At 70.7% G+C, this 22931-nt stretch carries 25 protein-coding genes; 16 read left to right on the forward strand and 9 right to left on the reverse strand.

The annotated features are described in order from the left end of the window. The first annotated feature begins 413 nt into the window (after positions 1–413). Genes CCE02nite_RS16445 through CCE02nite_RS16465 form a run of 5 tightly spaced genes read left to right on the forward strand, consistent with a single transcriptional unit; the run spans position 414 to position 6867 of the window. On the forward strand, positions 414–1925 hold the full coding sequence (locus CCE02nite_RS16445) for an SCO6880 family protein (RefSeq protein WP_141390705.1): 1512 nt from the start codon (positions 414–416) through the stop codon (positions 1923–1925). Continuing rightward, the gene (locus tag CCE02nite_RS16450) at positions 1925–3583 is read left to right on the forward strand and encodes a putative type IV secretion/conjugal transfer ATPase (protein WP_141390706.1); all 1659 of its coding nucleotides are present in this window, start codon (positions 1925–1927) and stop codon (positions 3581–3583) included. The genes CCE02nite_RS16445 and CCE02nite_RS16450 overlap by 1 nt, the downstream gene beginning before the upstream one ends. Further along, positions 3583–5334 (forward strand): type IV secretory system conjugative DNA transfer family protein, encoded by a 1752-nt coding sequence (locus CCE02nite_RS16455; RefSeq protein WP_141390707.1) that lies wholly within the window; start codon positions 3583–3585, stop codon positions 5332–5334. The genes CCE02nite_RS16450 and CCE02nite_RS16455 overlap by 1 nt, the downstream gene beginning before the upstream one ends. Continuing rightward, positions 5331–5738 carry a DUF4913 domain-containing protein gene (locus CCE02nite_RS16460; protein ID WP_141390708.1) on the forward strand — a complete coding sequence of 136 codons (408 nt, stop codon included), beginning with the start codon at positions 5331–5333 and terminating at the stop codon, positions 5736–5738. Before CCE02nite_RS16455 ends, CCE02nite_RS16460 begins: the two co-directional genes overlap by 4 nt. Before the next feature lie 28 nt (positions 5739–5766). Next, the gene (locus CCE02nite_RS16465; RefSeq protein WP_141390709.1) at positions 5767–6867 is read left to right on the forward strand and encodes a hypothetical protein; all 1101 of its coding nucleotides are present in this window, start codon (positions 5767–5769) and stop codon (positions 6865–6867) included. Between the two features lie 806 nt (positions 6868–7673). On the opposite strand, the gene CCE02nite_RS16470 is transcribed toward CCE02nite_RS16465, so the two are convergent. Next, a complete protein-coding gene (locus tag CCE02nite_RS16470) occupies positions 7674–8063 on the reverse strand; it encodes a heavy metal-responsive transcriptional regulator (RefSeq protein WP_028708020.1) in 390 nt (129 codons plus the stop codon). 78 nt (positions 8064–8141) lie between these two features. On the opposite strand from CCE02nite_RS16470, the gene merA reads away from it, so the two are divergent. Beyond that, positions 8142–9590 carry a mercury(II) reductase gene (gene merA, locus CCE02nite_RS16475; protein ID WP_141390710.1) on the forward strand — a complete coding sequence of 483 codons (1449 nt, stop codon included), beginning with the start codon at positions 8142–8144 and terminating at the stop codon, positions 9588–9590. A 66-nt stretch (positions 9591–9656) separates the two neighbouring features. Here the strand turns inward: merA and CCE02nite_RS16480 are convergent, their stop codons facing one another. Together CCE02nite_RS16480 and cmtR are read right to left on the reverse strand one after the other, a co-directional pair. Then, a complete protein-coding gene (locus CCE02nite_RS16480) occupies positions 9657–10253 on the reverse strand; it encodes a cadmium resistance transporter (protein ID WP_030153505.1) in 597 nt (198 codons plus the stop codon). Then, positions 10250–10609 carry a Cd(II)/Pb(II)-sensing metalloregulatory transcriptional regulator CmtR gene (cmtR, locus tag CCE02nite_RS16485; RefSeq protein WP_028708027.1) on the reverse strand — a complete coding sequence of 120 codons (360 nt, stop codon included), beginning with the start codon at positions 10607–10609 and terminating at the stop codon, positions 10250–10252. Before cmtR ends, CCE02nite_RS16480 begins: the two co-directional genes overlap by 4 nt. A 245-nt stretch (positions 10610–10854) precedes the next feature. Here cmtR and CCE02nite_RS16490 point away from each other — a divergent pair, with 245 nt between their 5' ends. The 4 genes from CCE02nite_RS16490 to CCE02nite_RS16505 all read left to right on the forward strand — a co-directional run bounded on the left by CCE02nite_RS16490 (position 10855) and on the right by CCE02nite_RS16505 (position 13325). Then, positions 10855–11424, forward strand: coding sequence for a recombinase family protein (locus CCE02nite_RS16490; RefSeq protein WP_141390711.1), 570 nt, complete (start codon positions 10855–10857; stop codon positions 11422–11424). A 112-nt stretch (positions 11425–11536) separates the two neighbouring features. After that, positions 11537–12364 carry a nucleotide-binding protein gene (locus tag CCE02nite_RS16495; RefSeq protein WP_170227350.1) on the forward strand — a complete coding sequence of 276 codons (828 nt, stop codon included), beginning with the start codon at positions 11537–11539 and terminating at the stop codon, positions 12362–12364. A 305-nt stretch (positions 12365–12669) separates the two neighbouring features. Continuing rightward, positions 12670–12918: a helix-turn-helix domain-containing protein gene (locus CCE02nite_RS16500; RefSeq protein ID WP_141390713.1), complete on the forward strand. Its 249-nt coding sequence runs from the start codon at positions 12670–12672 to the stop codon at positions 12916–12918. After that, complete coding sequence (locus CCE02nite_RS16505; protein WP_141390714.1) at positions 12915–13325, forward strand: hypothetical protein; 411 nt, start codon at positions 12915–12917, stop codon at positions 13323–13325. The genes CCE02nite_RS16500 and CCE02nite_RS16505 overlap by 4 nt, the downstream gene beginning before the upstream one ends. 24 nt (positions 13326–13349) lie before the next feature. Here CCE02nite_RS16505 and CCE02nite_RS16510 read toward each other — a convergent pair whose 3' ends face one another. Next, entirely contained in the window at positions 13350–14291 is a 942-nt protein-coding gene (locus CCE02nite_RS16510) for an AbiTii domain-containing protein (RefSeq protein WP_141390715.1), read from the reverse strand. Between the two features lie 595 nt (positions 14292–14886). Here CCE02nite_RS16510 and CCE02nite_RS21085 point away from each other — a divergent pair. Both CCE02nite_RS21085 and CCE02nite_RS16520 read left to right on the forward strand, forming a co-directional pair. Beyond that, positions 14887–15012: a hypothetical protein gene (locus CCE02nite_RS21085; RefSeq protein WP_255318922.1), complete on the forward strand. Its 126-nt coding sequence runs from the start codon at positions 14887–14889 to the stop codon at positions 15010–15012. Positions 15013–15198: 186 nt separating this feature from the next. Continuing rightward, complete coding sequence (locus CCE02nite_RS16520) at positions 15199–15426, forward strand: hypothetical protein (protein ID WP_170227351.1); 228 nt, start codon at positions 15199–15201, stop codon at positions 15424–15426. A 47-nt stretch (positions 15427–15473) separates the two neighbouring features. Here CCE02nite_RS16520 and CCE02nite_RS16525 read toward each other — a convergent pair whose 3' ends face one another. From CCE02nite_RS16525 to CCE02nite_RS16545, 5 genes are all read right to left on the reverse strand, one after another. After that, the gene (locus CCE02nite_RS16525) at positions 15474–15794 is read right to left on the reverse strand and encodes a metal-sensitive transcriptional regulator (RefSeq protein ID WP_141390717.1); all 321 of its coding nucleotides are present in this window, start codon (positions 15792–15794) and stop codon (positions 15474–15476) included. Between the two features lie 89 nt (positions 15795–15883). Beyond that, complete coding sequence (locus tag CCE02nite_RS16530; RefSeq protein WP_141390718.1) at positions 15884–16195, reverse strand: hypothetical protein; 312 nt, start codon at positions 16193–16195, stop codon at positions 15884–15886. A gap of 38 nt (positions 16196–16233) precedes the next feature. Further along, on the reverse strand, positions 16234–18552 hold the full coding sequence (locus CCE02nite_RS16535; protein WP_141390719.1) for a heavy metal translocating P-type ATPase: 2319 nt from the start codon (positions 18550–18552) through the stop codon (positions 16234–16236). Between the two features lie 49 nt (positions 18553–18601). Continuing rightward, entirely contained in the window at positions 18602–19582 is a 981-nt protein-coding gene (locus CCE02nite_RS16540; protein WP_141390720.1) for a DUF8832 domain-containing protein, read from the reverse strand. After that, positions 19579–19797 carry a heavy-metal-associated domain-containing protein gene (locus CCE02nite_RS16545; protein ID WP_141390721.1) on the reverse strand — a complete coding sequence of 73 codons (219 nt, stop codon included), beginning with the start codon at positions 19795–19797 and terminating at the stop codon, positions 19579–19581. The genes CCE02nite_RS16540 and CCE02nite_RS16545 overlap by 4 nt, the downstream gene beginning before the upstream one ends. Positions 19798–19885: 88 nt before the next feature. On the opposite strand from CCE02nite_RS16545, the gene CCE02nite_RS16550 reads away from it, so the two are divergent. The 4 genes from CCE02nite_RS16550 (at position 19886) to CCE02nite_RS16565 (ending at position 22913) form a co-directional block, all read left to right on the forward strand. Then, on the forward strand, positions 19886–21079 hold the full coding sequence (locus tag CCE02nite_RS16550; RefSeq protein ID WP_141390722.1) for an FAD-dependent oxidoreductase: 1194 nt from the start codon (positions 19886–19888) through the stop codon (positions 21077–21079). Between the two features lie 209 nt (positions 21080–21288). Next, positions 21289–21693, forward strand: coding sequence for a four-helix bundle copper-binding protein (locus CCE02nite_RS16555; protein ID WP_141390765.1), 405 nt, complete (start codon positions 21289–21291; stop codon positions 21691–21693). A gap of 60 nt (positions 21694–21753) precedes the next feature. Then, positions 21754–22194, forward strand: coding sequence for a DUF6153 family protein (locus CCE02nite_RS16560; RefSeq protein ID WP_141390723.1), 441 nt, complete (start codon positions 21754–21756; stop codon positions 22192–22194). A gap of 95 nt (positions 22195–22289) precedes the next feature. Beyond that, positions 22290–22913 carry a DUF305 domain-containing protein gene (locus CCE02nite_RS16565; protein WP_141390724.1) on the forward strand — a complete coding sequence of 208 codons (624 nt, stop codon included), beginning with the start codon at positions 22290–22292 and terminating at the stop codon, positions 22911–22913. The last annotated feature ends 18 nt before the right edge of the window (positions 22914–22931 follow it).

The following is a 22931-nucleotide window of genomic DNA, read 5'->3' on the forward strand; positions in this document are numbered from 1 at the left end:
GCCGGTGCCGGCGCCGGTGCCGGTGCCGGTGCCGGCGCGAGCGGAGGCGGGTCCGCGTCCGGCGGCGCGGCCGGCGGAGGTGCGTCGGGCGGGCCGACCGGTGGCGGCGGCTCTGGCTCCGGCCCGGCGGGTACGGGTCCGTCCGGCAGCGGGTCCAGCGAGAACCCGACCGGGGCGGGAAGCGGTGGCCCAAGTGGGGCGGCCGCCGGGACGAGCACGACGCCGTCGGGCGCGGGATCGTCCTCGACACAGGCCGGCGCCGGGTCGTCCGCGACCACGGCCGGCAGCACGGCCAGCGCAGGCAGCACGAGCGGCCCGTCGAGGGCGCAGGTAGGCGCCCAGGTGCTCGGGGACCTGGCAAACGCCAGCGCTCACGGGCCGAGCGCGATCGATGACACGACAGGGGAGCAGCGATGAGCAACACGACGGTAGTTCCGAACACCTACGGCAACCTCATCGAGCCCAGGCGGACCGGCATCTTCGGTCTGCCGATGGGCGTGATGCTCCTGGGAATCCCCTTCGTTCTCGTGGTGGTCCTCATGGTGGCCCGAGGGATGTTCTTCGCGGCTGTCGGTGTCGTGGCTGTGGGAATCGTGACGGTCGTGTTGCTGGTCGGCTTGAAGAAGCAGGGCCGGACGTTCTATGCCCGCCGGGCCCTCGTGCGCGCCAACCGGGCCAAGGTACGTCGCGGTGAGAGCCTGTACGTCGCTGGTCCGGCGGGCAAGGTGCGCGACGGTTCGTTCACGCTCCCCGGCCTCATGGCACCGAGCTCGCTGAGCGAGCACCAGGACGCGTTCGGCAACCGGTTCGGACTGATCCGCCTGCGTGCTGCGCGGCACTACACCGTCGTCTTCGAGGCGTACCCCGACGGTGATGCTCTGGTGGACCAGAGCACCATCGACTCGCAGGTGGCGCACTGGGGTGCGTGGCTCGCGCAGCTGGGCGTCGACGAGGGGATCGTCGGAGCCAGCGTGACCGTGGAGACGGCGCCGGACTCCGGCGTGCGTCTGACGAGGATGGTCAACGGCAACATCGCGAAGGACGTTGCCCACCCGTTCGCGGTGAACGTCGCGAACGAGCTCGTGGGAGAGCTCGCGACCGGCTCGCCCACGATCGTCACCCGGCTCGCCCTGACGTTCTCGGGGAAGAGCGTCGAAGGCAAGACCGTCGACCGTGGTCTGTCGGCGATGGCGGAAGAGATCGGCAACCGACTGCCGGTGCTGCTTTCATCGCTGTGGGAGACCGGGGCGGGCACGTCGGTCCGCGCGTGCACCGCGCAGGACATCATCGACTTCACCCGCACCGCCTACGACCCGACCGTCGCCGCCCAGATCGAACAGGCGCGGGCGGACGGCGGAACCGGCCTGTCGTGGGCAGAGGCGGGACCGACGTGGCACAACGACGGCGAGCTCGAGGTCTACTACCACGACCGCGCAGTGTCGAAGTCGTGGCAGATGTACCGCGGCCCCAACGGGATGTTCTTCTCCAACTCCCTGCGCCGGCTCGTTGAGCCGACGCCCGGCGTGCTCCGCAAGCGGGTGACGATCCTCTACCGGCCGATCCCGGCCGGGGAGGCGACCGACGTCGTCGAGTCGGACATCAACAACGCGACGTTCGGGGCCTCGTCCAAGCAGCGGGCCTCGGCCCGCCAGCAGCAGCGGCTGGACTTCGCCAAGAAGGCAGCGCAGGAGGAGGCACAGGGAGCCGGGCTCGTCAGGTTCGGGCTGATCGTCACCGTGACGTGTGCTCGATCGGACGACCTGCCGCGCCTGGAGAAGGTGATCCCCTCCCTCGGCAACCAGGCACGTCTGCGCCTGCGCCCCGCGCTGGGCAACCAGGCCGTCGCCTTCCAGGCAGCGCTGCCCCTCGGCGTGGTCCTGCCCGAACACTCGATCATCCCGAGCCAGCTGAGGGAGTACCTGTGATGACGACGAAGAACCAGGCCATCGACCAGCCGGTCCAGCTGACGCTGAGCCGTCGCGAGCAGCGGCAGCTGGCAGCTCGCACCCGGCGCTCGCTCAACCGCGCGCGGCGCACGCCCCGGCGCGGTCCGCTGGGCCGTCTCCTCGACTCCGCGGCCGCCGGGCGCGCGGCCGCGGCGGAGCGTGCGGGGCGCCGCGGTTGGGCCGGACCCGGTGCGGGGCGCGAGCGGTACATCGAGCCGGCCCCGGAGTGGCAGGGCACCACGGTGCAGGTGTGCGGGCTGTGGCCCTTCATCGCGGGGTCCGGCAACCCGGTGCGCGGCGTACCGCTGGGGCCGAACCTCCTGAACGGCTCGACGGTCTGCGCGGACCCGATTCACTGGTTCCTGGCGAACCTCGTGCTGAACCCGTCGTGCTTCGTGCTCGGGCGGCCGGGTCTGGGCAAGTCCTCGCTGATCCGTCGCATGGTGACGATCCTGCAGTCGTGGGGCATCGTCCCGATGGTCCTGTCGGACACGAAGCCTGACTACGTGGACCTGATCCGCGCGCTGGACGGACAGGTCATCGCGCTCGGGCCGGGGGTGGGGTCGATCAACCCGCTCGACCTCGGTCCGGTCGTGCGTGAGCTCGAGCAGATTGCCGACGACGAGGCGCGGCGCAAGGCGCTGGAGGAGATGCGTGCGCGGCGCCGCACGACGGTGCTGGGCCTGCTGGACCTGGTCCGCGGGTCGCGTCTTCGCGACTACGAGCAGTCGTTGGTGTCCGAGGGGCTGCGAGTCCTCGACGAGGAGCACCAGGGCGTGCCCGTCATCGACGACCTGACGAACCTGGTGCGCGCCCACCACCCCCGCCTCGTTCGGGTGGCCAGCAGTCGGGGCGACCTCGCCCACTACGACGAGCGCGTGCAGGATCTCCTGGACGCGCTTCTCGCGCTGGGGCAGTCGGGGCCGTTCGGGGACGTGTTCGCCACCCCGACGTCGGAGTACATCGAGCTCGGGCGTCCGATGGTCTACGACCTGTCCGGTATCGACGACGCCGACCTGCAGCTGCAGGCCGCGGTGCAGTCCGTGTGCTGGTCGGTCGGGTCCGCGATGGTCTCGGCAGACAAGCACCTGGCGGCCGCGGGCCTGCGCCCGCAGCGTCACTACTTCCTGGTCATGGACGAGCTGTGGCGGATGCTGCGCGCCAGCGACTCGATGGTCTACTTCCTGGACGCGCTCACCCGGCTCAACCGAAACCGGGCGATCGGGCAGGCGATGATCACGCACACCATGAACGACCTCAAGCTCGCCAGCGCGCACCTGACCGACATCGCGTGGGGATTCGTCGAGCGGTCCGCGATGGTGTTCCTCGGCGGCCTCGCCGAGAAGGAGATGGGCAACCTCGCCGAGGTGTTCGCGCTCTCCGGGCGCGAGCGGTCGATGATCACCGACTGGTCGACCGAGGGCAGCGTCAACCCCGAGACCTCGCAGGCCGCGGCGCCTCCCGGGCGCGGAAAGTTCCTGCTCAAGACCGGCAAGAAGGCCGGCGTCCCGTTCATCATGCGGATGGTTCCCGCGGAGCTGGACGTGAACAACACCAACCGCGCGTGGGAAGCGGCCATGGAGCGCGCGCTGCGCGCTGGGGTCGTGCTCGAGGACGACGAGGAGGTGCGTGTCTGATGGCGCGCCAGCGCAACCGCCGCGCGGAGCCGGGCGCCAACGAGCTCGGCTACCTGGTCCTGCTCGGGGTCCTGGCGACGCTCGTCGTCGTCGCCGCCGCGATCTGGGCGGGGGCGCAGACCAACCCCGCCGTCGAGAGTGGGACGAACCCGGTCGTCGTCGTTGGCCAGGTCGTGACAGGGCAGATTCCTTTCACCGGGGCGCAAGGGGCCGTGACGTTCGGCGTCTTGGGGCTCCTCGCCGTCGTCGGTGGGCTCGTCGGCGTGGCGGCATGGCGCAACGCTCGCGGCCGCTCGCGCGTGGACGAAAAGGCTCGCTACCTGGCGAGCGGGCGCGACGTCGACGAACTCGCGGAGAAGGCGGCTGCGAAGGACAGCCTCCGGCTCGGCGCCGCCGGCGCCGGCGCCGGGGTCACCCTGGGCACGCACCTGCCCTCCCGCCAGCGGCTCTATGCGTCCTGGGAGTGGGTGCAGATCTGGCTCATGGGCCCGCGTGCCGGCAAGACCTCGTGCGTGTGCATCCCGCAGATCCTCGAGACGCAGGGGCCCGTCGTCGCGACGTCGAACAAGCCGGACATCGTCGACGCGACCCGTGGGCCGCGCAGCGAGCTCGGTGTCACGTGGGTGCACGACGTCCAGGGGATCATCGGCGAACCGTCGTCGTGGTGGTGGAACCCGCTGTCGTTCGTCGAGGACCTCGAGACGGCCGAGAAGCTGGCGGACGTGTTCATCTCCTCGGCGACGTCGGCAGGGGCGAAGCAGGACGCCTACTTCGAGTCCGCGGGCAAGGAGCTCTTGTCACGGCTGTTCCTGGCGGCCGCGCTCGCCGGACGTCCGATCACCGCCGTGTTCGAGTGGGCCAACGACCCGGACGCGACCCGCAGCGACAACCCCGCGACGTTGCTCAAGCAGCACGGGGAGCAGGGGCAGGCCGTGGCGCTGGAGAAGACGCAGAAGCTCACGGACAAGCAGCGCGACGGCGTCTACGGCACGATCCGGCCGTGGATCGGCGTCCTCGGCAACCGGAAGATTGCCGAGTGGGTCACCGACCCGGGTCGGCGTCGCCCGCACTTCGACCCCGCGTCGTTCCTGGCGTCCTCCGACACCGTCTACCTGGTCTCCAAGGAGGGTGGCGGATCGGCGCGCGCGATCACCGCGGCGCTGACGATGGCGATCCTCACCGCGGCCGAGAAGGCGGGCTCGCGCTCCCGTGGCGGCCGCCTGACACCTCCGCTCACCGCGGTCCTCGACGAGGTCGCCAACGTGTGCCGCTGGCGAGAGCTGCCCGACGTGTACTCCCACTACGGCTCGCGCGGGATCGTCGTGAGCGCGTTCTTCCAGTCCTGGTCGCAGGGCGTCGAGGCGTTCGGCGAGACGGGGATGCAGAAGCTGTGGAGCGCGGCGAACGTGCGCGTCGTCGGGTCCGGGCTCTCGGAGGACAAGTTCTTGCCCTTCGTCTCCAACCTCGTCGGGGATCACGACGTGCTCAAGCGCTCGACGTCTCAGCACAAGGGCGGCCGCACGGTCTCCACGTCGGTGCAGCGGCAACGGATCTTCGACGTGTCGGACCTGACCGCCCTCCCGCGCGGTCGGGCGGTCCTCATGGCCTCGGGCACCCCGGCAGCGCTGCTGCGACTGGACCACTTCAGCGCCCGGCCGTACGCCGACAAGGTCAGCGCGAGCTTTGCGCACTACGAGAAGGCCCGCGCCCAGGTGGGCCACGACGAGCGAGAGAGGACCGGGGTGGCATGAGCGAGTTCGACGACGAGGTCACGGTCGACCTGGACGACGAGGATGCGGCGCCGACGACGTTCTACCCGAACGTCGCGGAGTGGGTGCAGGAGTGGTTGCTGCCGCACTACAAGCGCAGCCCGAAGGCGTTTCGGTGGGACCCGCGCTGGTGGGAGTACACCGAGGTCGTGGCCAGGCTAGAAGCGCTGTGGCAGTCGTGGGAGTTCCTGCGCAACGAAGGCATGACCGGCATGACCGTGTTCTTCCGGGACTACTTCGGCCCCGAGATGCGCGAGCTCACGGCCCCCGACGGGCCGTTCTGGCGGTTGAGCGAGGTCGAGGACCGCCAGTTGCCCGACCGGTGGCCGAGCGAGACCCCGCCGGCGGGGCTCTTCCGGTCGGCCGACCACCCAGCCGAGCAGTGACCGAGGAACCGACAGGGGAGGGATGACGATGAGCAACGAGGACGAGATCGGCCAGGAGCTCGACCGCTTCGTGCGGTCCACGCTCATGGCCGTGGGCCAGATCCGGGAGCGCGCGGCGCGGCAGCAGGCCGGCCGGTCGATGACCGAGCAGCGCGAGCTCGCGCGCGTCGCGAGCGAGGCGCGCGAGCAGACGTCGCTGGTCTACGACCGCGTGCGCCGCCCAGACTTCTGGGACCGCGCGACGCCGGCGCAGGTCGCCGAGGTCGAGGCGTACGCGGCGGCCGTGGCGCCGCATGACGCCCGCGGTCGTGAGACGCACCTGGTCATCGGAGAGCAGCTGCGCAACCGCTACGGCGTCGACCTGGACGCCATCCACCGCGCCCACCCGCAGGACCAGGACGCGCGCAGGGTGGCTCTGGACGGAGCCGTGGACCAGGCGCAGGCGCAGAACGTCTACCGCCACGCCACGACCGGGAAGTTCTGGAAGGAGGGATCTCGCGACGAGCTCGCAGACGTCGTCACGTACGCCGCGGCGCGCACCGAGCGCGACGAGGGCGCTCGACACTCCCTGAACCAGGCGCAGCAAGGCCTCCAAGCCCGGTTCGGGATCGACCTCACCAAGGTCCGGTCCGCCCACCCGGACAGCGAGGCAGACCGGCGCAACGCCCTCCTGCACGCGATCGACGACGCGGAGGCCGCGCACCGACAGGACGAGGAAGCCCGCGAGGACCTGCGCGAGGCAGACAACCTCGAGGACCGGGCGGAGGAGAAGCACGGCCAGGGCGATCCCACGGCCACGGCCGACGAAGAGCGCGCGGACGACGCTCACGCCGACGCGCGCGAGCACCTGGCCGAGCACGACCGGCTGCACGACTCAGCCGAGCACGAGGCCGGGCGCGCGGCGAACCTCGGTCCGCAGAAGGCGACCGTGCCGGCGTACGCGCGAACGACGGACGCCGAGCTACGGCAGGTCCCCGCCGCGGCGGCCGCCGCACGACGTGAGTCGTCCCCGAGCTTCCCCCGTTCGGCGAACGCGACACTGCGCGAGTCCAGCCGTCGGAACTCACCCCGAGCCCTGACCCGCCGCTCCAGCCAGACGCGCGAGCGGGCTCACGAGCTCGCCCGCTGAACCGGCCCGACAACGCCGCCCCTCCGCCCTCGCGGAGGGGCGGCGTTGTCGGTTCTGGCCGATACCGTTCGGTGCACCGATCCCACCTGAACGCGAGCAGACCGACTACTGGTGCACCGAGAAGCGTCACTCCCTTCGAGGCGCCGTTCCCGCCGCACGCCTGACATGGCGCAAGCCACAATCCTGGACAGGGCAACGCACCCTCGTCATCGCTGTAGCGGAATCGTTCGTTTACGGGACGACAGGCCGTCCCATATGACGCACCGTCACCGGACAACCCTTCTCGGGCGGTCTTGCGAACATTCGGGCGTGGGTTTCCGCCGATGACCTGCACCGCCTCCGCAACGGGTTCCTCCTACGGGACGGACAACTGGACCGACCGCAACCGCTGCGAGGGCGGACCACTGAGCGTTAGGGGGTCCCGTCCGGCTCCGATGCCCTCTCCAGGCTTCGGACCGCTGCCAGGCGGTGGAGCTCAGACCGTCGGATGAGGAGTGCGGCAACGGGCGCCCGCGATCGCGCTGGCGGCGTGATGATTGGTCGTCATTCGCGCCCTTTGGTTCCTTCGCGCACCATCCGACGATGTTCGCCGGCGGCCGGCGGCGTGCCCGCGTTGCGGGCGGAGTCGTTCAGTCGCGAGCGATGCGAAGGGCGACCCAGAGCGCGCACCTTCGGCAGATGTAGGCCGGTTCGCTCCCGAGTGCGTGGAGCGACCTTCGTGGCCGCTGGCGGCCGCAGCACGAGCATCGTTGCTGGGTGTCATCGGCCATGTCGCGATGGTGCCACGGGCCGGTGACCTTCGCGGGTCACAGGTAGCGGCAGACGTCCTCGGGGGAGCATGTGGCCGGGTCGCCGGTGGTGGCGTGCTCGCGCAGGATGGCGATCGTGGTGCGTAGCTGCGCGAGCTCGGCGAGCTGCCGGTCGATGACCGCGAGGCGGGTGTCGAGCAGGTCGGTGACGTGCTGGCAGGGGGCCTGGCCCCGGTCTCGGATGGCCAGCACCTGGCCGATCTGGGCCAGGGTCAGCCCGGCGGCTTGGCCCCGGCGGATGAAGTGCAGCCGGTCGAGCACCTCGGGGCCGTAGTCCCGGTACCCCGCCGGGCTGCGGTCGGGGTCGGGGAGGAGTCCGACGTCCTCGTAGTACCGCAGGGTCTTAGCTGTCGTGCCCGACGCCTGAGCCACCTCACCGATCCGCATGCCACTCATTCTGCCTTGACCTTCCAGTGCACTGGAAGGTCGATCCTGGTCCTGAGGCGCGGCAACAAGGGAGGACTTATGACGGCAACGGACAAGGGCAGGTCGTATGACCTGGCAGTGATCGGGTCCGGTGGGGCGGCGTTCGCGGCCGCGATCCGCGCCACCACCCTGGGCAAGCGGGTGGTGATGATCGAGCGCGGCACCATCGGCGGTACCTGCGTGAACACCGGGTGTGTGCCCTCCAAAGCCCTGCTCGCGGCCGCCGAGGCCCGCCACGTCACACTCGACGCCGCCCGGTTCCCCGGTCTGCCACTCCCCGACGCCCCACCGGTCGACATGCCCGCCATGGTCGCCGGCAAGGACAAGCTCGTCGGATCGCTGCGCAGCGAGAAGTACGCGGCCCTGGCCGCCGAGTACGGGTGGGCCCTCCACCCCGGCGAGGCCACCTTCGTCGGCACACCGACTGAGCCGGCACTCCGCGTGACCGGCCCGGACGGCACGGCGGAAACCGTCCGGGCCGCGCACCACCTCATCGCTACCGGCTCCACGCCCTGGGCGCCGCCGGTCCCCGGCCTGCAGGAGGCCGGTTATCTGACCTCGACGACCGCGATGGAGCTGGACCACGTCCCGGAGTCGCTGCTGGTCATCGGCGGCGGCTACGTCGCCATGGAGCAGGCCCAGCTCTTCTCCCGCCTCGGTGCCCAGGTCACCATGCTCGTCCGCTCACGGCTGGCCTCCCACGAGGAACCCGAGGCCGCCACCGCCCTGGAAGAAATCCTCGCCGACGAAGGCATCGAGATCATCCGCGGCGCGGTGCCCACCGCGGTGCGCCGCGACCCGGCCACCGGCGAGGTCACGGTCACCGCCACCACCGCCGACGGCTCACACGAGCTCCGCGCGGCCGAGCTCCTCGTTGCCACCGGCCGCCGCCCGGTCACCGGCACGCTCGGCCTCGACACCATCGGCGTGCGCGCCGGCAAGCGCGGCGAGGTCATCATCGACAGCCACCTGCGCACCACGAACCCGCGGATCTGGGCCGCGGGTGACGTCACCGCCCACCCGCAGTTCGTGTACGTCGCCGCGGCCCACGGCGCCCTGGTCGCCGACAACGCCCTCACCGGAGCCGGCCGGGAGGTCGACTACCGCCACCTGCCCCGGGTCGTGTTCACCAGCCCCGCCCTGGCCTCCGTCGGAATGACCGACCAGCAGGCCCGCACTGCCGGGATCCGCTGCGACAGCCGCATCCTGCCCCTGGCGCACGTCCCGCGCGCCATCGTCAACCGTGACACCCGCGGGCTCATCAAGATCGTCACCGACGCCGACACCGGCCGCATCATCGGCATCACCGCCCTCGCCCAGGACGCCGGTGACCTCGCCGCCGCCGGCGTCTACATCCTCGAGGCCGGCATGACCACCGACCAGGTCGCCAACCTCTGGAGCCCCTACCTGACCATGGCCGAAGGCCTCAAACTCACCGCCCAAACCTTCACCACCGACATCACCAAACTCTCCTGCTGCGCAGCATGAACCCGCACAGGGATCCCTATACCGGAGCGTCGAGCCTGGCGACCTCTCTCGTTCGCTTTGGCTCCGTCAGAGACCGAACGCTCCTCCGCTGACGAGGATGACGATGCCGAGGCCGATCAGGACGATGGGGAACAGGATGTGTTCCCAGCGCTCGAGGACTTCAGCGATCGGCGGCCGGGTGGCAACGAACTTGGCGACTACGACCAGGACCGCGACGAGCGCGAGGAAGACGAGGCAGTAGGCGACCACTGCGATGGGTTCCACGCTGAGGAAGACGGGGACATAGACGCCGATGTTGTCTCCGCCGTTGGCGAAGGTGACTCCTGCGACGGTCCACGCGCTGACCTTCGTGCCCGTGACCTTGGCGTCATCGTCGTCATCGTCTCCGCGCCAGGCTTGCCATGCAGCCCAGAGACCGAGGGCCAGGGGGATGAGCCCGAAGTACGGGATAGCTGCTGAGGGCAGGAATGCTCCGGCTCCGATAGTCACCAGCACAGCGGCACCGAGGATGCAGGCGAACCCCACGTACTGGCCGACCAAGATGCGGGTGGTCGTCCCGCGTTGGCCCGCGCCGCGGGCGAAGAACAAGGAGAGCACGATGATGTCGTCGATGTTGGTCGCGATGAACAGGCCGATTGCCTGCAGGACCGCAGCCAGGATCACGCGCCCGCCTCTGCTGCGTCGCATCCGTGCACCGAGCAGGCAGGATCGATGCACGGGGCGTTCTCGTCAACCGCGAGGGTGACGTCAACCAGGGCGGTCAGCGCCTGCGTCAGGTGGGGATCGGCGATCTCGTAGCGCGTCTTGCGGCCCTCGGGTTCGGCAGCAACGATGCCGCAGTCGCGCAGGCACGCCAGATGATTGGACACGTTGGAGCGTGTGAGGTCCAGATCGCGGGCCAGCTCTGCCGGGTAGGCCGGCCGGTCGAGCAGCGTCAGGATGATCCGGGACCTGGTCGGGTCGGCCAGCGCGCGGCCCAACCGGTTCATCACGTCCAGGCGAGAAGCAATGGTCAGCATGCGCTGAACTATACAGCGAGGACTGAAGTGGTTTTACGCAGCCCGGAGTCGCTAAGCGTGCGAACGAGGCTGTGTCAGTTGGGGATCGACCCACGGGACGATTCGCCCGATCATCAGGGAACTCACGAAGCGGCGACAGAACCCCGCCACATAACGGCCAAGGCCACAAATATGTCGCAGAACTAGTGTCCGAAAACCCCCGGTGTCGCAGAACGCGACCCCGGGGTTTTCGCTACGGTCACCGCATGACGCACACCTACGGGTACGCCCGGGTCTCCACGACGGCGCAGAACCTCGACGCCCAGATCGACGCGCTTACCGGCGCCGGCGGCGTCGACGAGCGCGACGTCGTCGTGGAGAAGGCCTCAGGGCGCCGCGAGGACCGGCCCGAGCTCGGCCGGCTCCTCGCCGGGCTGCGGGAGGGGGACACGCTCGTCGTGACCAAGCTCGACCGGCTTGGCCGGTCCGCCGCGCACGTCGCGCGTCTGGTGCGCGACCTCGACGAGCGCGGCGTCACGCTCCGGTCGCTCACGGAGACGATCGACACCTCGAGCGCGACCGGGCGGCTCATGGTGCATGTCCTCGCCGCCGTCGCGCAGATGGAGGCCGACCTCGCCCGCGAACGCACCCTCGACGGCCTGGCGGCCGCCCGCGCCCGCGGCCGTGTCGGCGGCCGCCCGAGCGTCATGACACCCGACCGTGTAGCGGCCGCGCGTGTCGCGCTAGCCGGCGGGCAGTCCCGAGCCGCCGTCGCGCGCGCGCTCGGCGTCTCGCGCGACACGCTCTACCGGCACATGGACGCGATCGGGACATAGGCTGGCTCGGCCAGAAGGGGCGCTCTCCCTCACCAGCACGGCGGTGCGGCGTCGGACGGGGCGCCGGAGAAGTCTGCATAGTCGCGCCCCGGAGGTGCTCAGGTTGAGTAAGTTGCACGTCTTCATCGGGTCGTCGTCCGAGGCGCTCACTGTTGCCCGACACTTCCAGGTCGTTCTGGACCGCGAGCACGAGGCAAACATCGAGTCCACGGTGTGGGACCAGGGGACCTTCGGTGCCTCTCAGACGACCTTGCAGTCGCTCGTCGAAGAGGCGAACAAGTCCGACTTTGCCGTCCTGGTGTTGTCGGCAGACGACATGGTCGAGTCTCGGCACGTCGTCGGTAAGGCACCGCGAGACAACGTCGTCTTTGAGCTGGGCCTCTTCATGGGAGTGATCGGGACCGAACGGGTCTTCATCCTGCCCCCCAAGGAGGGGGTCAAGCTGCCGTCGGACCTCGGTGGATTCACGCTGCTCTCGCCGTACGCGGTGCGCGAGGACAGCAACGTCAGAGCCTCCCTGACCGGCGGGCTACTCGACGCCGTGGAGCAGATCAAGAAGCTTGGGCCACGCCAAGCTACCGAGGCCACGCCTCCGGCGACGACGCAGCGAGTGGCTGGCCAGAGCGCCAGGCAGCGGAAGTCGGCGGAGAAGGCTGCGCGCGGCGGTGCCGGCAGCTCACTCACGTTCGCAAACCCCGCCGGTGATGCGAAGCGTCTCGAAGATGAGATCGACTACATCTGCCGCGCGGCGGAAGCACAGGGGTGGCAGGTCAAGACCAGGACCCGTGAGGTACTTCGCCTGGTGGACCGCCACAAGCGGAAGCACACCTTCTCCATTCCGGACAGCACGAGGGCCGCCAGGCGTGGACTGCGCCCGTTCGCCCGGACCTTGCGCGCGCACGGCCTGCGGGTGAGCGGTCGTGTGCGGAAGGACGTGTGATCACAAGGGCGGGCCGGCCCTGACTCTCCCGCAGGCCCGTTGCGGGTTGCTCCTGCGGGAGAGCGACGACTCCAACTCAGCTACAACCCTGCTGAGAGCCCCCACCCACCTAGGAGTGGGGATGCCGCGTCGGGGGTACCCGGCGCACTTCGGTGCACGAGCTGAGGTTCAGGCACCTGGCCGTCCCTCTCGGTGACCATCGCGGCCAACACCCGTACATCGCCGATTACCGGTGCGACGAGGGTATCCGATACCCGGTGTGCGCCACGGCGACGTACGCGCGGGTCCTCGGCTACGGTCGCATCGTGCCGTACCCGTCGCGTCCCGTGCTCGAGGTGCTGCCGCAGTTCCGCGGCGACCTCAAGAACGGGTACAACCTGTTCCAGCGGGACAGGTTCGACCGGTTCGTGGCCGAGCAGTACGCGGCCGGCCGGTCGCTGCGCGAGGTGGGGGAGCTGACGGGGCGCACGCAGACTGCGGTGCGGCGGAGCCTCGATCGCACGGGCACGCCGCGCCGCGGCCGTGGCGCCCAGCAGGTCGGAACGTCGTCATGAAGTCGCTATGGACACCGACGGAGCTCGCGACCGAGGTCGGGGTCTCGCGAGCCGCGGTGTACGCGTGGCTGCGTGTGACGTTCCCGCGCCCGGTCGACCGCCGGTGGCTGCTCGACGAGGACATGGCCGCGCGCGTGCGCGAACGGTTCGCCGCGACGGCGCCGATCCGGGAGCACCTGCCGGGGCCGTGCTCGGTCGACGGGTGTGACCGGCCCGCGCACGGGAGGAGGCTGTGCAAGATGCACTATGACCGGTGGTACCGCACCGGGAGCACGGTCGGCATCGGTGGCGGCGCGCACCAGCGGGCCAAGACGCACTGCCCGCGCGGGCACGAGTACACGCCGGAGAACACGGTCGTTTACCCGTCGGACGGCCGCCGACGTTGCCGTGCCTGCCGCGCGAGGTAGTTGGATCCCGGAGGGCGTTCTACGTCAGTTGAATGCACCGTTTACGGCCAGTTCAGTGAGTGCTTGAGAGGCGCCGCCGATCGCCGCGGATACGGAGGGAACGCCGATGCGGTCGGCAAGCCTGCGGAGCCGCCCGACCTTCTTGACGACGTCGCCCGTGTCGGGCGAGCCCTGCTCGATAGCGCCCCGAAGTTCCGCGACTGCGTCCATCAGTTCGGAGCGCTGGCCTGCCTCTACCTCGCCGGCCATCTGCTGGACCCGATCCAGGAGCTTCATGGCGTCCTCGACGGTAAGACCTTCCGTGCTGGCCTTCGCCTTAGCTCCGATCGCGAGCGGTCCGTCCGCCTGATGGATCGTCGTGTTGTACACGTCGCCGCCCTGACCGAGCCGGTGCTGGACGGCGGCGTCGACCTGCTCCTTGCGGGGCAGCGCGGTCAGCGGCGTGTCGGCAGTGAGGTCAGCGACGAGGTCGACGAGCTGAGTCCGGATCTGCCCGAGGATTCCCGTCAAAGCGGAACCACTCGTCACGTACGACAGGCTCACGATGCTCTGGAACTCGCCGAGCGACCTGTCCCAGACAGCCTGCGCGTACGCCAGTCTTGGATTGGTGAACGACACCTGTTCGCGGGCCGCTAGTTGCTCCAACTCTTCGATGGGCTGCTTCAACGCGAGCGAGTCGTGTACGTAGTCCCAGCACTCCGACGGCATGTGGATGCGGTCGACGATCTGTCCCCTCGTCAAGGCGTGCGCGTTCATGGAGTCCACCGAGAGAACCGTCCCGACCTTGCGGTACTCGGGGACCTCGTCATCCTCGCCGTATCCGTTGAGTTCCTTGCGCGCCCAATCTCGGAGTGCGGTCGATCCGGTCTCCGCGCCGAGCAGCAGGCACTTGCGGAGCAGCCCGGCGAGCGGCTCGGACTCATCGAGCAAGCGTTCACGCAGCGAGCGGAGGAGGGTTTCGGTCACGATCGCAGAGTAGATCGTCGTGCCCACTCAATCGGACCCGTCGACTGAACAGGCGGCGCGCGCCTGCGGGTGAAATACACCGTCCGCCAACTGGTGTGGGTAGCTGACTGCCATGCTCTAGTGACGGTCTGAGGACAGAGGAGGGCATCGTGGCGGCCCGCAAGAAGAAAACGTCGAAGGCCAAGGGCCTCACGCTGTTGTGCGGAACGTGCGTCGGTCGCGGCTGGCTTGAGAAGGAGCGGGTCAATCGCTGCGCGTCCTGCCGTGGGACGGGCCTACAGAAACCGCCTGCCTCCGCCGGAACAACGCCTCCCGGAGTTCCACGCGGCAACCCACCAGCGCGACCGCGACGGCAGACGAAGCAGCAGATCAGGGACAGTCAGTACCGTGCAGCACTCGGGCTCCCGGACGACAGCCCTATACCAAGCTCCATAGGCAATACGGAGGGACACGGAGGGCCGCAGAACGTCCGTCGTATCCGCAAGATCGGTGGCCCGGCCCCACGCCGAAAGGCGCGCTGAGCCACGTCGACGATAGCCCGGCGCGGCCGCCGCCCCAGGCGGTCACTGTCCCGTGCAACGTGCCAGGCTGAACCATGGCCGGCGCGAGGGCGATGCCGTACGACGTCGCCCTCGCGCGCGTCGTCGAGCAGATACCCACGCCGGGCGCGCTCGAGGTCGGGTGCCGCTACGAACCCAAGTGGGACGGCTACCTTCACTGAACATGGCGTGTCCGGCGGTCGTGCGGCGTTGGAGCGAGGGAGGGTGGACCGTAGGAGCGGGGCGAGCGCGTCTCGGTTGTTCGCCTGATCGACGGTGACCGGGGGTAGCAGATGCGGATGTCCGAGGAAGCTCGGGCGCTGGTCGTGGTCGGTACCGAAATCACTCGGTTCCGAGGTGCTCCGCAGGTGACGACGCTCGATATCGCGCTCGCGTTCGCGCTGGTTCAGGCCCGGCCGCACGGTGAACTCTTCGCTGACGCGCGTTCGAGTCCTTCGCCGCAGATGCTCGAGTTTGCCCCGGTGCTCGCCGAGCTTCTCTCCGGCACTGACGAGGTGGGTGTGGAGGATCTTCGACGCGTCAGCGAGCCGGCGCGGGAGGCGGTACGCCGCGCGGTCGACGTCGAGGACACCTGAGCGCTGCCCGAGCGGTTCTGGTGATGCGCATCGGCCGTGGGTGGTCGCTAGGAGCGGACGAGGCGGGCGATGGCGTCGGAGGCTTCCTTGATCTTGATGTCTGCGTCGGCGCCGTCGGTCTTGGCGGCGTCGACGACGCAGTGCTTGAGGTGGTCGTCCAGCAGTCCGAGCGCGACCCCTTGCAGGGCGCTGGTCAGGGCGCTGACCTGGGTGAGGATGTCGATGCAGTACTGCTCCTCGTCGACCATGCGGTGCAGGCCGCGCACTTGTCCTTCGATGCGCTTGAGGCGTGCGAGGTAGCGGGCCTTGTCGGTGATGTACCCGTGGGGTGCGTCCTGTGGCGTTGCGAGCTCGGGGGTGTCCGTCATGGTCGTCCTCTCGGTGATGGTGCGGTCGACCGCTGGTGCCCGGTGCCGCGCTGTGCACATCGTGCACGAGAACGGCACCGGGCAGGGGTCTAGGCGGTGCGGGCGTACTGCTGGGGGTTGGCGTCGAAGAGCGGGCCGCAGGAGGAGCAGCACAGCCAGTAGCGCTGGCCCTCGTAGTCACGGACGAGTCCGGCCGCTTCCGCGTCGGCCTTGACGCTCATGCTGCCGGGCATGACCGGGCACTCCGCGAGGTCGGCCTCCTGCGAGGTACCGCTCGGGGCCGCGGGTGCGGCGTGGGCGTGGTGCGTCCCGTGGTGCTGGTCGTTGTCGCCGTGACCGTTGTGGGCCTCGTGGTGGTGCTGGTGCTGGTGGGCGTCGTCGTGGTCGTGCTGATGGCACATGGTGGTCCTCCTGGAGATCGTTGGAGCTGGTGGTCTGGTCAGACGCCGGCGAGCTGCCCGGCTGGCGCGGTTGACGTGGTGGTGGACGGGTTCGGGCTGGTTGCCCGGCTGGTGAACGACCGCAGGCGCAGGCTGTTGCCCACGACGAAGACGCTGGAGAACGCCATCGCCGCGCCGGCGAGCATGGGGTTGAGCAGGCCCAGGGCGGCCAGCGGGATCGCGGCGACGTTGTAGGCGAACGCCCAGAACAGGTTCACCTTGATCGTGCCGAGGGTGCGTCGGGACAGGCGGATCGCGTCGGCCGCGGAGCGCAGGTCGCCCCGAACCAGGGTGATGTCAGCGGCCTCGATCGCGACGTCGGTGCCGGTGCCCATGGCCAGGCCGAGGTCGGCCTGGGCCAGGGCAGCGGCGTCGTTGACGCCGTCACCGACCATCGCGACGACCTTGCCCTCGGCCTGCAGCCGGGCAACGACGTCGACCTTGTCCCGGGGCATGACCTCGGCGATCACCTGCTCGATGCCGACCTCGGCCGCGATCTGGTGCGCGACCGTGGCGTTGTCGCCGGTGAGCAGGACCGGGGTCAGGCCGAGCCCGCGGAGCTGGGCGATGGCCTGGGCGCTCGTGGGCTTCACGGCGTCGGCGATGACGAGCACACCGCGGGCGCGCCCGTCCCAGCCGACGACGACAGCCGTGCGGCCCTGCTCCTCGGCGCGGGCCTTGGCATCGGCGAGGTCGTGGGGGAGGTGCTGTGCCCACTCGGCCAGGAGCGACTCGCGCCCGACGAGCACGGCGTGCCCGTCGACGACGCCCTGCACGCCCTTGCCCTCGACGTTGGTGAAGTCCTCGGGCACGGGCAGCGTGCCGACCTCCTGGGCAGCGCCGCGGGCGATCGCCCGGGCGACGGGGTGCTCGGACGCGTCCTCGAGCGCGCCCGCGAGGCGAAGGAGCTCGGTGCGGTCGACCCCGGTGCCGGTGACGACGTCGGTCAGGGTCATCACGCCCGTGGTCACGGTGCCGGTCTTGTCGAGCACGACCGTGTCCACGGCGCGCGTGGACTCCAGCACCTCGGGGCCCTTGATGAGGACGCCCATCTGCGCGCCCCTGCCCGTGCCGACCAGCAGCGCGGTCGGGGTGGCCAGGCCGAGCGCGCACGGGCACGCGATGATGAGCACCGCGACGGCGGCGGTGAACGCGGCGGAGGCTGGCGCGCCGGCGCCGAGCCAGGCGCCCAGAGTGCCGATGGCGATCGCGATGGCGATCGGGACGAAGATCGCGGAGACGCGGTCGGCGAGGCGCTGGACGCGGGCCTTGCCGGACTGGGCGTCCTCGACGAGCCGCGCCATCTGCGCGAGCTGGGTGTCGCCGCCGACGCGCGTCGCGCGCACGACCAGCCGCCCGCCCGCGTTGACGGTCGCGCCCGTGACGGCGTCGCCCTCGCCCACCTCGACGGGCACGGACTCGCCCGTGAGCATGGACGCGTCGACGGCGGAGGTGCCGGTGACGATGGTGCCGTCGGTGGCGATCTTCTCGCCGGGGCGCACGACGAACTCATCGCCCACGGCGAGCTCGGAGATCGGGATGCGGGTCTCGGCGCCGTCGCGCAGCACGGCCACGTCCTTGGCGCCGAGCTCGAGCAGCGCCCGCAGGGCGGCGCCGGCCTGCCGCTTGGACCGCTTCTCGAAGTAGCGGCCGGCGAGGATGAAGGTCGTGACGCCGGCCGCGACCTCCAGGTAGATGTTCCCGGCGCCGTCGGTGGGCGCGACGGACAGCGTGAACGGGTGGGTCATGCCCGGCTCGCCCGCGGTGCCGAGGAACAGCGCGTACAGGGACCACAGGAACGCGGCGCTGGTCCCCACCGAGATGAGGGTGTCCATCGTCGCGGCGCCGTGGCGCAGGTTGGTCCACGCGGCGCGGTGGAACGGCCAGGCCGCCCACACCACGACGGGCGCGGCGAGTGCGAGGCTGGCCCACTGCCAGTACGTGAACTGCAGCGCGGGGACCATCGCCATCGCGATGACGGGCACCGAGAGCACCACGGCACCGATCAGACGGTGGCGCAGCGCGGTGAGCTCGGGGTCGGTGTCGTCCGCCTCGGCCGTCGCCGGGGCGTCGGGGTCCTCGACGCGCGGGAGCGCGGCGGTGTAGCCGGTCTTCTCGACCTCGGCGATGAGCGTGGCGGCGTCGACGCCCTCCGGGACGGTGACCTTCGCCTTCTCCGTCGCGTAGTTCACGGTGGCGGTGACGCCGTCGAGCCGGTTGAGCTTCTTCTCGATCCGCATGGCGCACGAGGCGCAGGTCATCCCGCCGATCTCGAGCTCGACGAACGTCCCCGGTGGCGGGGCGGCCGGTGCCGTCATGAGGTCCTCCTTCCGGCCCGGCAGCGCACTGCCGGGCGTGCGGGTGTGATCAGTGGTCGTGCGTCGCCGGGTCGTGACCGGCCCCGGGGGAGTCCTCGGGCGCAGGGGCGGGAGCCGGGGCGGGGGTGCCGTCGGGCGTCGCCTCGACGACGAACGCCGCGGTGCGCACCTGGCCCTCTACCTGGAAGTCGAGGTAGAGCAGGTAGCGGCCCGGGGTCGGTGCCTCGACGCCGAACGTCACGGTCGGGCCGGAGACCTGCCCGGCCTCTGGCTCGGCGCCCTCGGGGTGCACGTGCAGGTAGGCGAGGTCGCCGTCGCGCAGCGCGACGAGGTGCCCGTAGGCGCCGAGGTACGGCTCGAGCGTGGTGACCGGTGCTCCGTCGCGCGTGACCTTCACGGTCAGCCGGGACGTCGTCCCGGCCTGGAGCTGCCCGTCAAGCGCGACGTCGTACCCGTCGACCGTCGCCGTGGTGGAGACCTCGGTGTCGCGGGCCGGGGCGAGCTCGCCCGCGACGTCGACCGTGCGGGTCAGCGTGACGGCGCCGCCCGCGCTGGGCGCGGCGTCCGCGTAGACGCGGTAGGTCCCGGCGGCGTCCCAGGCCCAGGGCAGCGACCAGCGCCCGTCCGCGTCCATCACGGGGTGGACGTGGCGGAAATGCGCGCCGTCGGAGCGCACGACGATCAGATGCAGGCGCTCCTCGTGCGAGACGTCGAACTCCGTGACGGGCTCGCCCGCAGGATCCGTGACGGTGAAGGCCAGCTCTCCGGCCTCGCCCACCGTCCCGGGGGCCTCGACCTCGCCCAGCGTGTACCCGTCCTGCTCGAGGGACAGCCCGCGCGTCATGTCCGTTCCTTCCGTGCTCTCCTGCTCGGGGACGCCGACCGGGGCGGCGTGCTGCTCCGCGGGGTGCGAGGCGGCGGGGTCCGGCGCGGCGTCGTCCGGGGCGACGGCCCCGGCGATCGCGGCGGAGGCGACGAACACGACACCGAGCCCCGCGGCGTACAGCCCGATCCGGGCGGGGGCTCTCATGGCACCCGCACCGCCTGGTAGCCGGCCTCGTCGACGGCGGCCACGACCGCGGCGTCGTCGAGGGGCTGGTCGGCCGCCACGACGAGCCGACCGGTGCTGGCGCTGACGTCGATCGCGGTCACGCCGGGCACCTGCCCGACCTCCTCGCGCACCGACATCTCGCAGTGGCCGCACGTCATGCCGGTCACCTGGTACTCGATCTCGAAGATGCTCATCGCACTCCTCCTCGACTTGGATACCCCAACGGGGTATGACTAGGGTGGCGAATATACCCAGAGGGGGTATGCAGGTCAAGAGGGAGCGGTGAAGGACGTGGGAGAACGGGCGGACGTGGTGGTCGTGGGTGGCGGGGCGGCCGGGAACGCGGCGGCGAGGACGCTGCGGGCGCAGGGGTTCGACGGGCGTGTGGTGCTCGTGCACGGTGAGGACGGGCAGCCCTACCTGCGCACCCTCGTGAGCAAGGCGATCGTGCAGGGCCTGCTCACCGCGGAGCAGGCGGCGCTGCCGTCGCACGAGGGCGTCGAGGTCGTGCGCGGACGTGCGGTCGGTCTGCATCCGGCGCGGCCGGGCCTCGTCCTCGACGACGGGCGCGAGCTCGAGGCCGGCGCACTGGTCCTGGCCACGGGCGCGATGCCCCGCCCAGCCCCCGCCGACCGTGGTGCCCGCCCGCCCGCGCGGGTCGGCGCGGCCGGGGCGCCGCGTGTCGTGCACCTGCACACGCCTCAGGACGCCGACCACCTGCGCGCGCTCCTCGGGCCGGAACCCTCGGGGCGGACGGTCACGGTGCTCGGTGCCGGGTTCGTCGGGTCCGAGACCGCGGCATGGCTCGCCGACGTCGGCGCGAGCGTCCATCTGGTCGCGCGATCGCGCCTGCCGTTGGCCCGGGCCCTGGGCTCCGCGGTCGCCGCCGCCGTCGCACACCAGCAGGGGGACCGCATCGCGACCTTCTTCGGCCACCACGTCGAGTCGGTGACCGAGCACCGCGAGTCGGTCACGGTACGGCTCGACGACGGCACGGGCCTGGAGTCCGACCTCGCCGTCGTGGCGCACGGCACCGTCCCGGACGCCGCGTGGGCCGGGGCCCAGCCGGACGGGCTCGCGGTCGACGACCGGCTCGGCGTCGTCGCGGCCCCGGGCCGCTACGCCGCGGGAGCGGTCGCGCTCCACACGGATCGGCACGGTGGTGCGTACCGGACCGACCACTGGGACGCGGCCGTCGCGCAGGGAGCCCATGTGGCGCGCGTCGTGCTGCGCGACCTCGTCGGCGCCCCGGACCCGGGGCCCTACGTGCCCGACGCCGGGTTCTCCCTGAGCCTGTATGGCATCCAGGTCACCGGTCTCGGGGTGCCGGTGCCCGGCGCGGTCGAGCAGCACCGCCGCCTCGACGGGGGAGGGGTCATGACCGAGTTCCGGCTCGACGGCGACCTGGTCGCGGTCACCGGGGTCGGCGCGACGCGCGAGGTGTCCGCCCTACGGCCGGACCTGCGGCGGCCTTGACCGACGCACGGCCACCCTCGTGCGGCGGTGCGGAGTCAGGTCGTGGACGGATCCGGGCACGGGCGGCCGCACCACGCCTTCCCGCCGTACCCCGCCGTCGACAGACACCGAGGACGCGAAGGGCGAGTGACGCGCACCGTTCGTACGGTGGATCGATGCTCACCGTCCAGGGTCGGGCAGGCCGGCCGCGGTGGGTCGAGGAGGTCGTCATGAGCGTGACGCGAGAGATGATCGAGACGTTCCCGGGCCAAGGGGCCGCTTCGATAACGGAGCTGGTGACCTGCATCGACGCGTGTGTCGAGTGCGCCCAGGCGTGTACCGCCTGCGCCGACGCGTGCTTGAGCGAGGAGCACGTGGGCGAGCTGCGCCGGTGCATCCGGCTGAACGCCGACTGCGCCGACGTGTGCGCCACGACCGCGGCGGTGCTGACTCGTCAGACGGCAGCGGACGTGCAGGTCCTGCGCGCAGTGCTGCAGGCGTGCGTGGCGGCGTGTGCCGCGTGCGGGGCCGAGTGCGAGGAGCACGCGCAGATGCACGAGCACTGCGCGGTGTGCGCACGCTCGTGCCGCGCGTGCGAGCAGGCGTGCCGAGAGCTGCTTTCCGCCCTCGGATGAGCCCGAGCCGAGAGCCGGTCTTGGAAGAACTGCGGGGGCAGTGGTTAGGCTGACCGGGACATGAACCTCATGGCCACGTTCCGTTCGCTGCTCGCCGGTCGCCGGCGAGGGCTTTCGGGCGCCCTGCTGATCGCGGCGCTCCTGCTGGGCGTGGTGACGATGCACGCGATGAGCGGGTCGGCCAACGCCCACGTGGGCCCGGCGGCGGCGATCATGGCCAGCCCCGACCACCACGATGCCCCCGCCCCCGAGGTCGGGACGCAGGAGGCCGGGGCGCACGGGCACGACGCGCCGGGCGGGTGCACCGACTGCGGGGGCCACGAGATGGCGTCGGCCATGTGCCTGATGGTGCTGGTCGCACTGCTGGCCTTCACACGCCCGGGAGCGAGCCTGCTGGCGCGGCTTGCTCCGGTGTGGTCGCGCCTGGTCGAGGCCGGGCGGACTCCGACTGTCGCCGGCGCCGCACCGTCACTTCATGTCCTGGGGATCTCTCGAACGTAGGAACCACACGCCGTCGACGCACGAGTCGACCGTTTCACGCCCCGCTTCGGGGCCCCGTGTGGTTTCTGAGTGCTGAGTTTGAGAGGTCCTTTCCCATGAACTTCAAGCGTGTGCTTGTTCCAGCGATCGCGCTGGTGACCGCCGCAAGTCTTGCGGCGTGCTCGAACGACGACGAGCCCGGGCACGACATGGCGTCGATGTCCTCCTCGGCCGAGGCCGGGGAGCAGGAGAGCCCGGCAGAGGGCGACTGGTTCAACCAGCAGGATGTGATGTTCGCCCGGATGATGATTCCCCACCACGAGCAGGCGATCGAGATGTCCGACGTCATCTTGGCCAAGGAGGGTGTCGACCCTCAGATCACCGACCTGGCGAACCAGATCAAGGACGCCCAGGGACCCGAGATCGAGCAGCTGACGACCTGGCTCGAGGAGTGGGGCTCGCCGCTGCCGGAGTCCGACTCGATGGACTCCATGGACCACGGGTCCATGGACGGGATGATGAGCGAAGAGGACATGCAGGCCCTGCAGGGCGCGCAGGGCGCCGAGGCAGGCCGCCTGTTCCTCGAGCAGATGATCGTCCACCACCAGGGCGCCATCGAGATGGCCCAGATCGAGGTGGACGAGGGCAAGAACGAGGACGCTGTCGCGATGGCGCAGCAGATCGTCGACACCCAGCAGGCCGAGATCTCCACCATGGAAGACCTGCTCGCCTCGATGTGACCCTCGCCCCGCGGAGGC

The organism is Cellulosimicrobium cellulans (assembly GCF_006539945.1).
GTDB lineage: Bacteria > Actinomycetota > Actinomycetes > Actinomycetales > Cellulomonadaceae > Cellulosimicrobium > Cellulosimicrobium cellulans.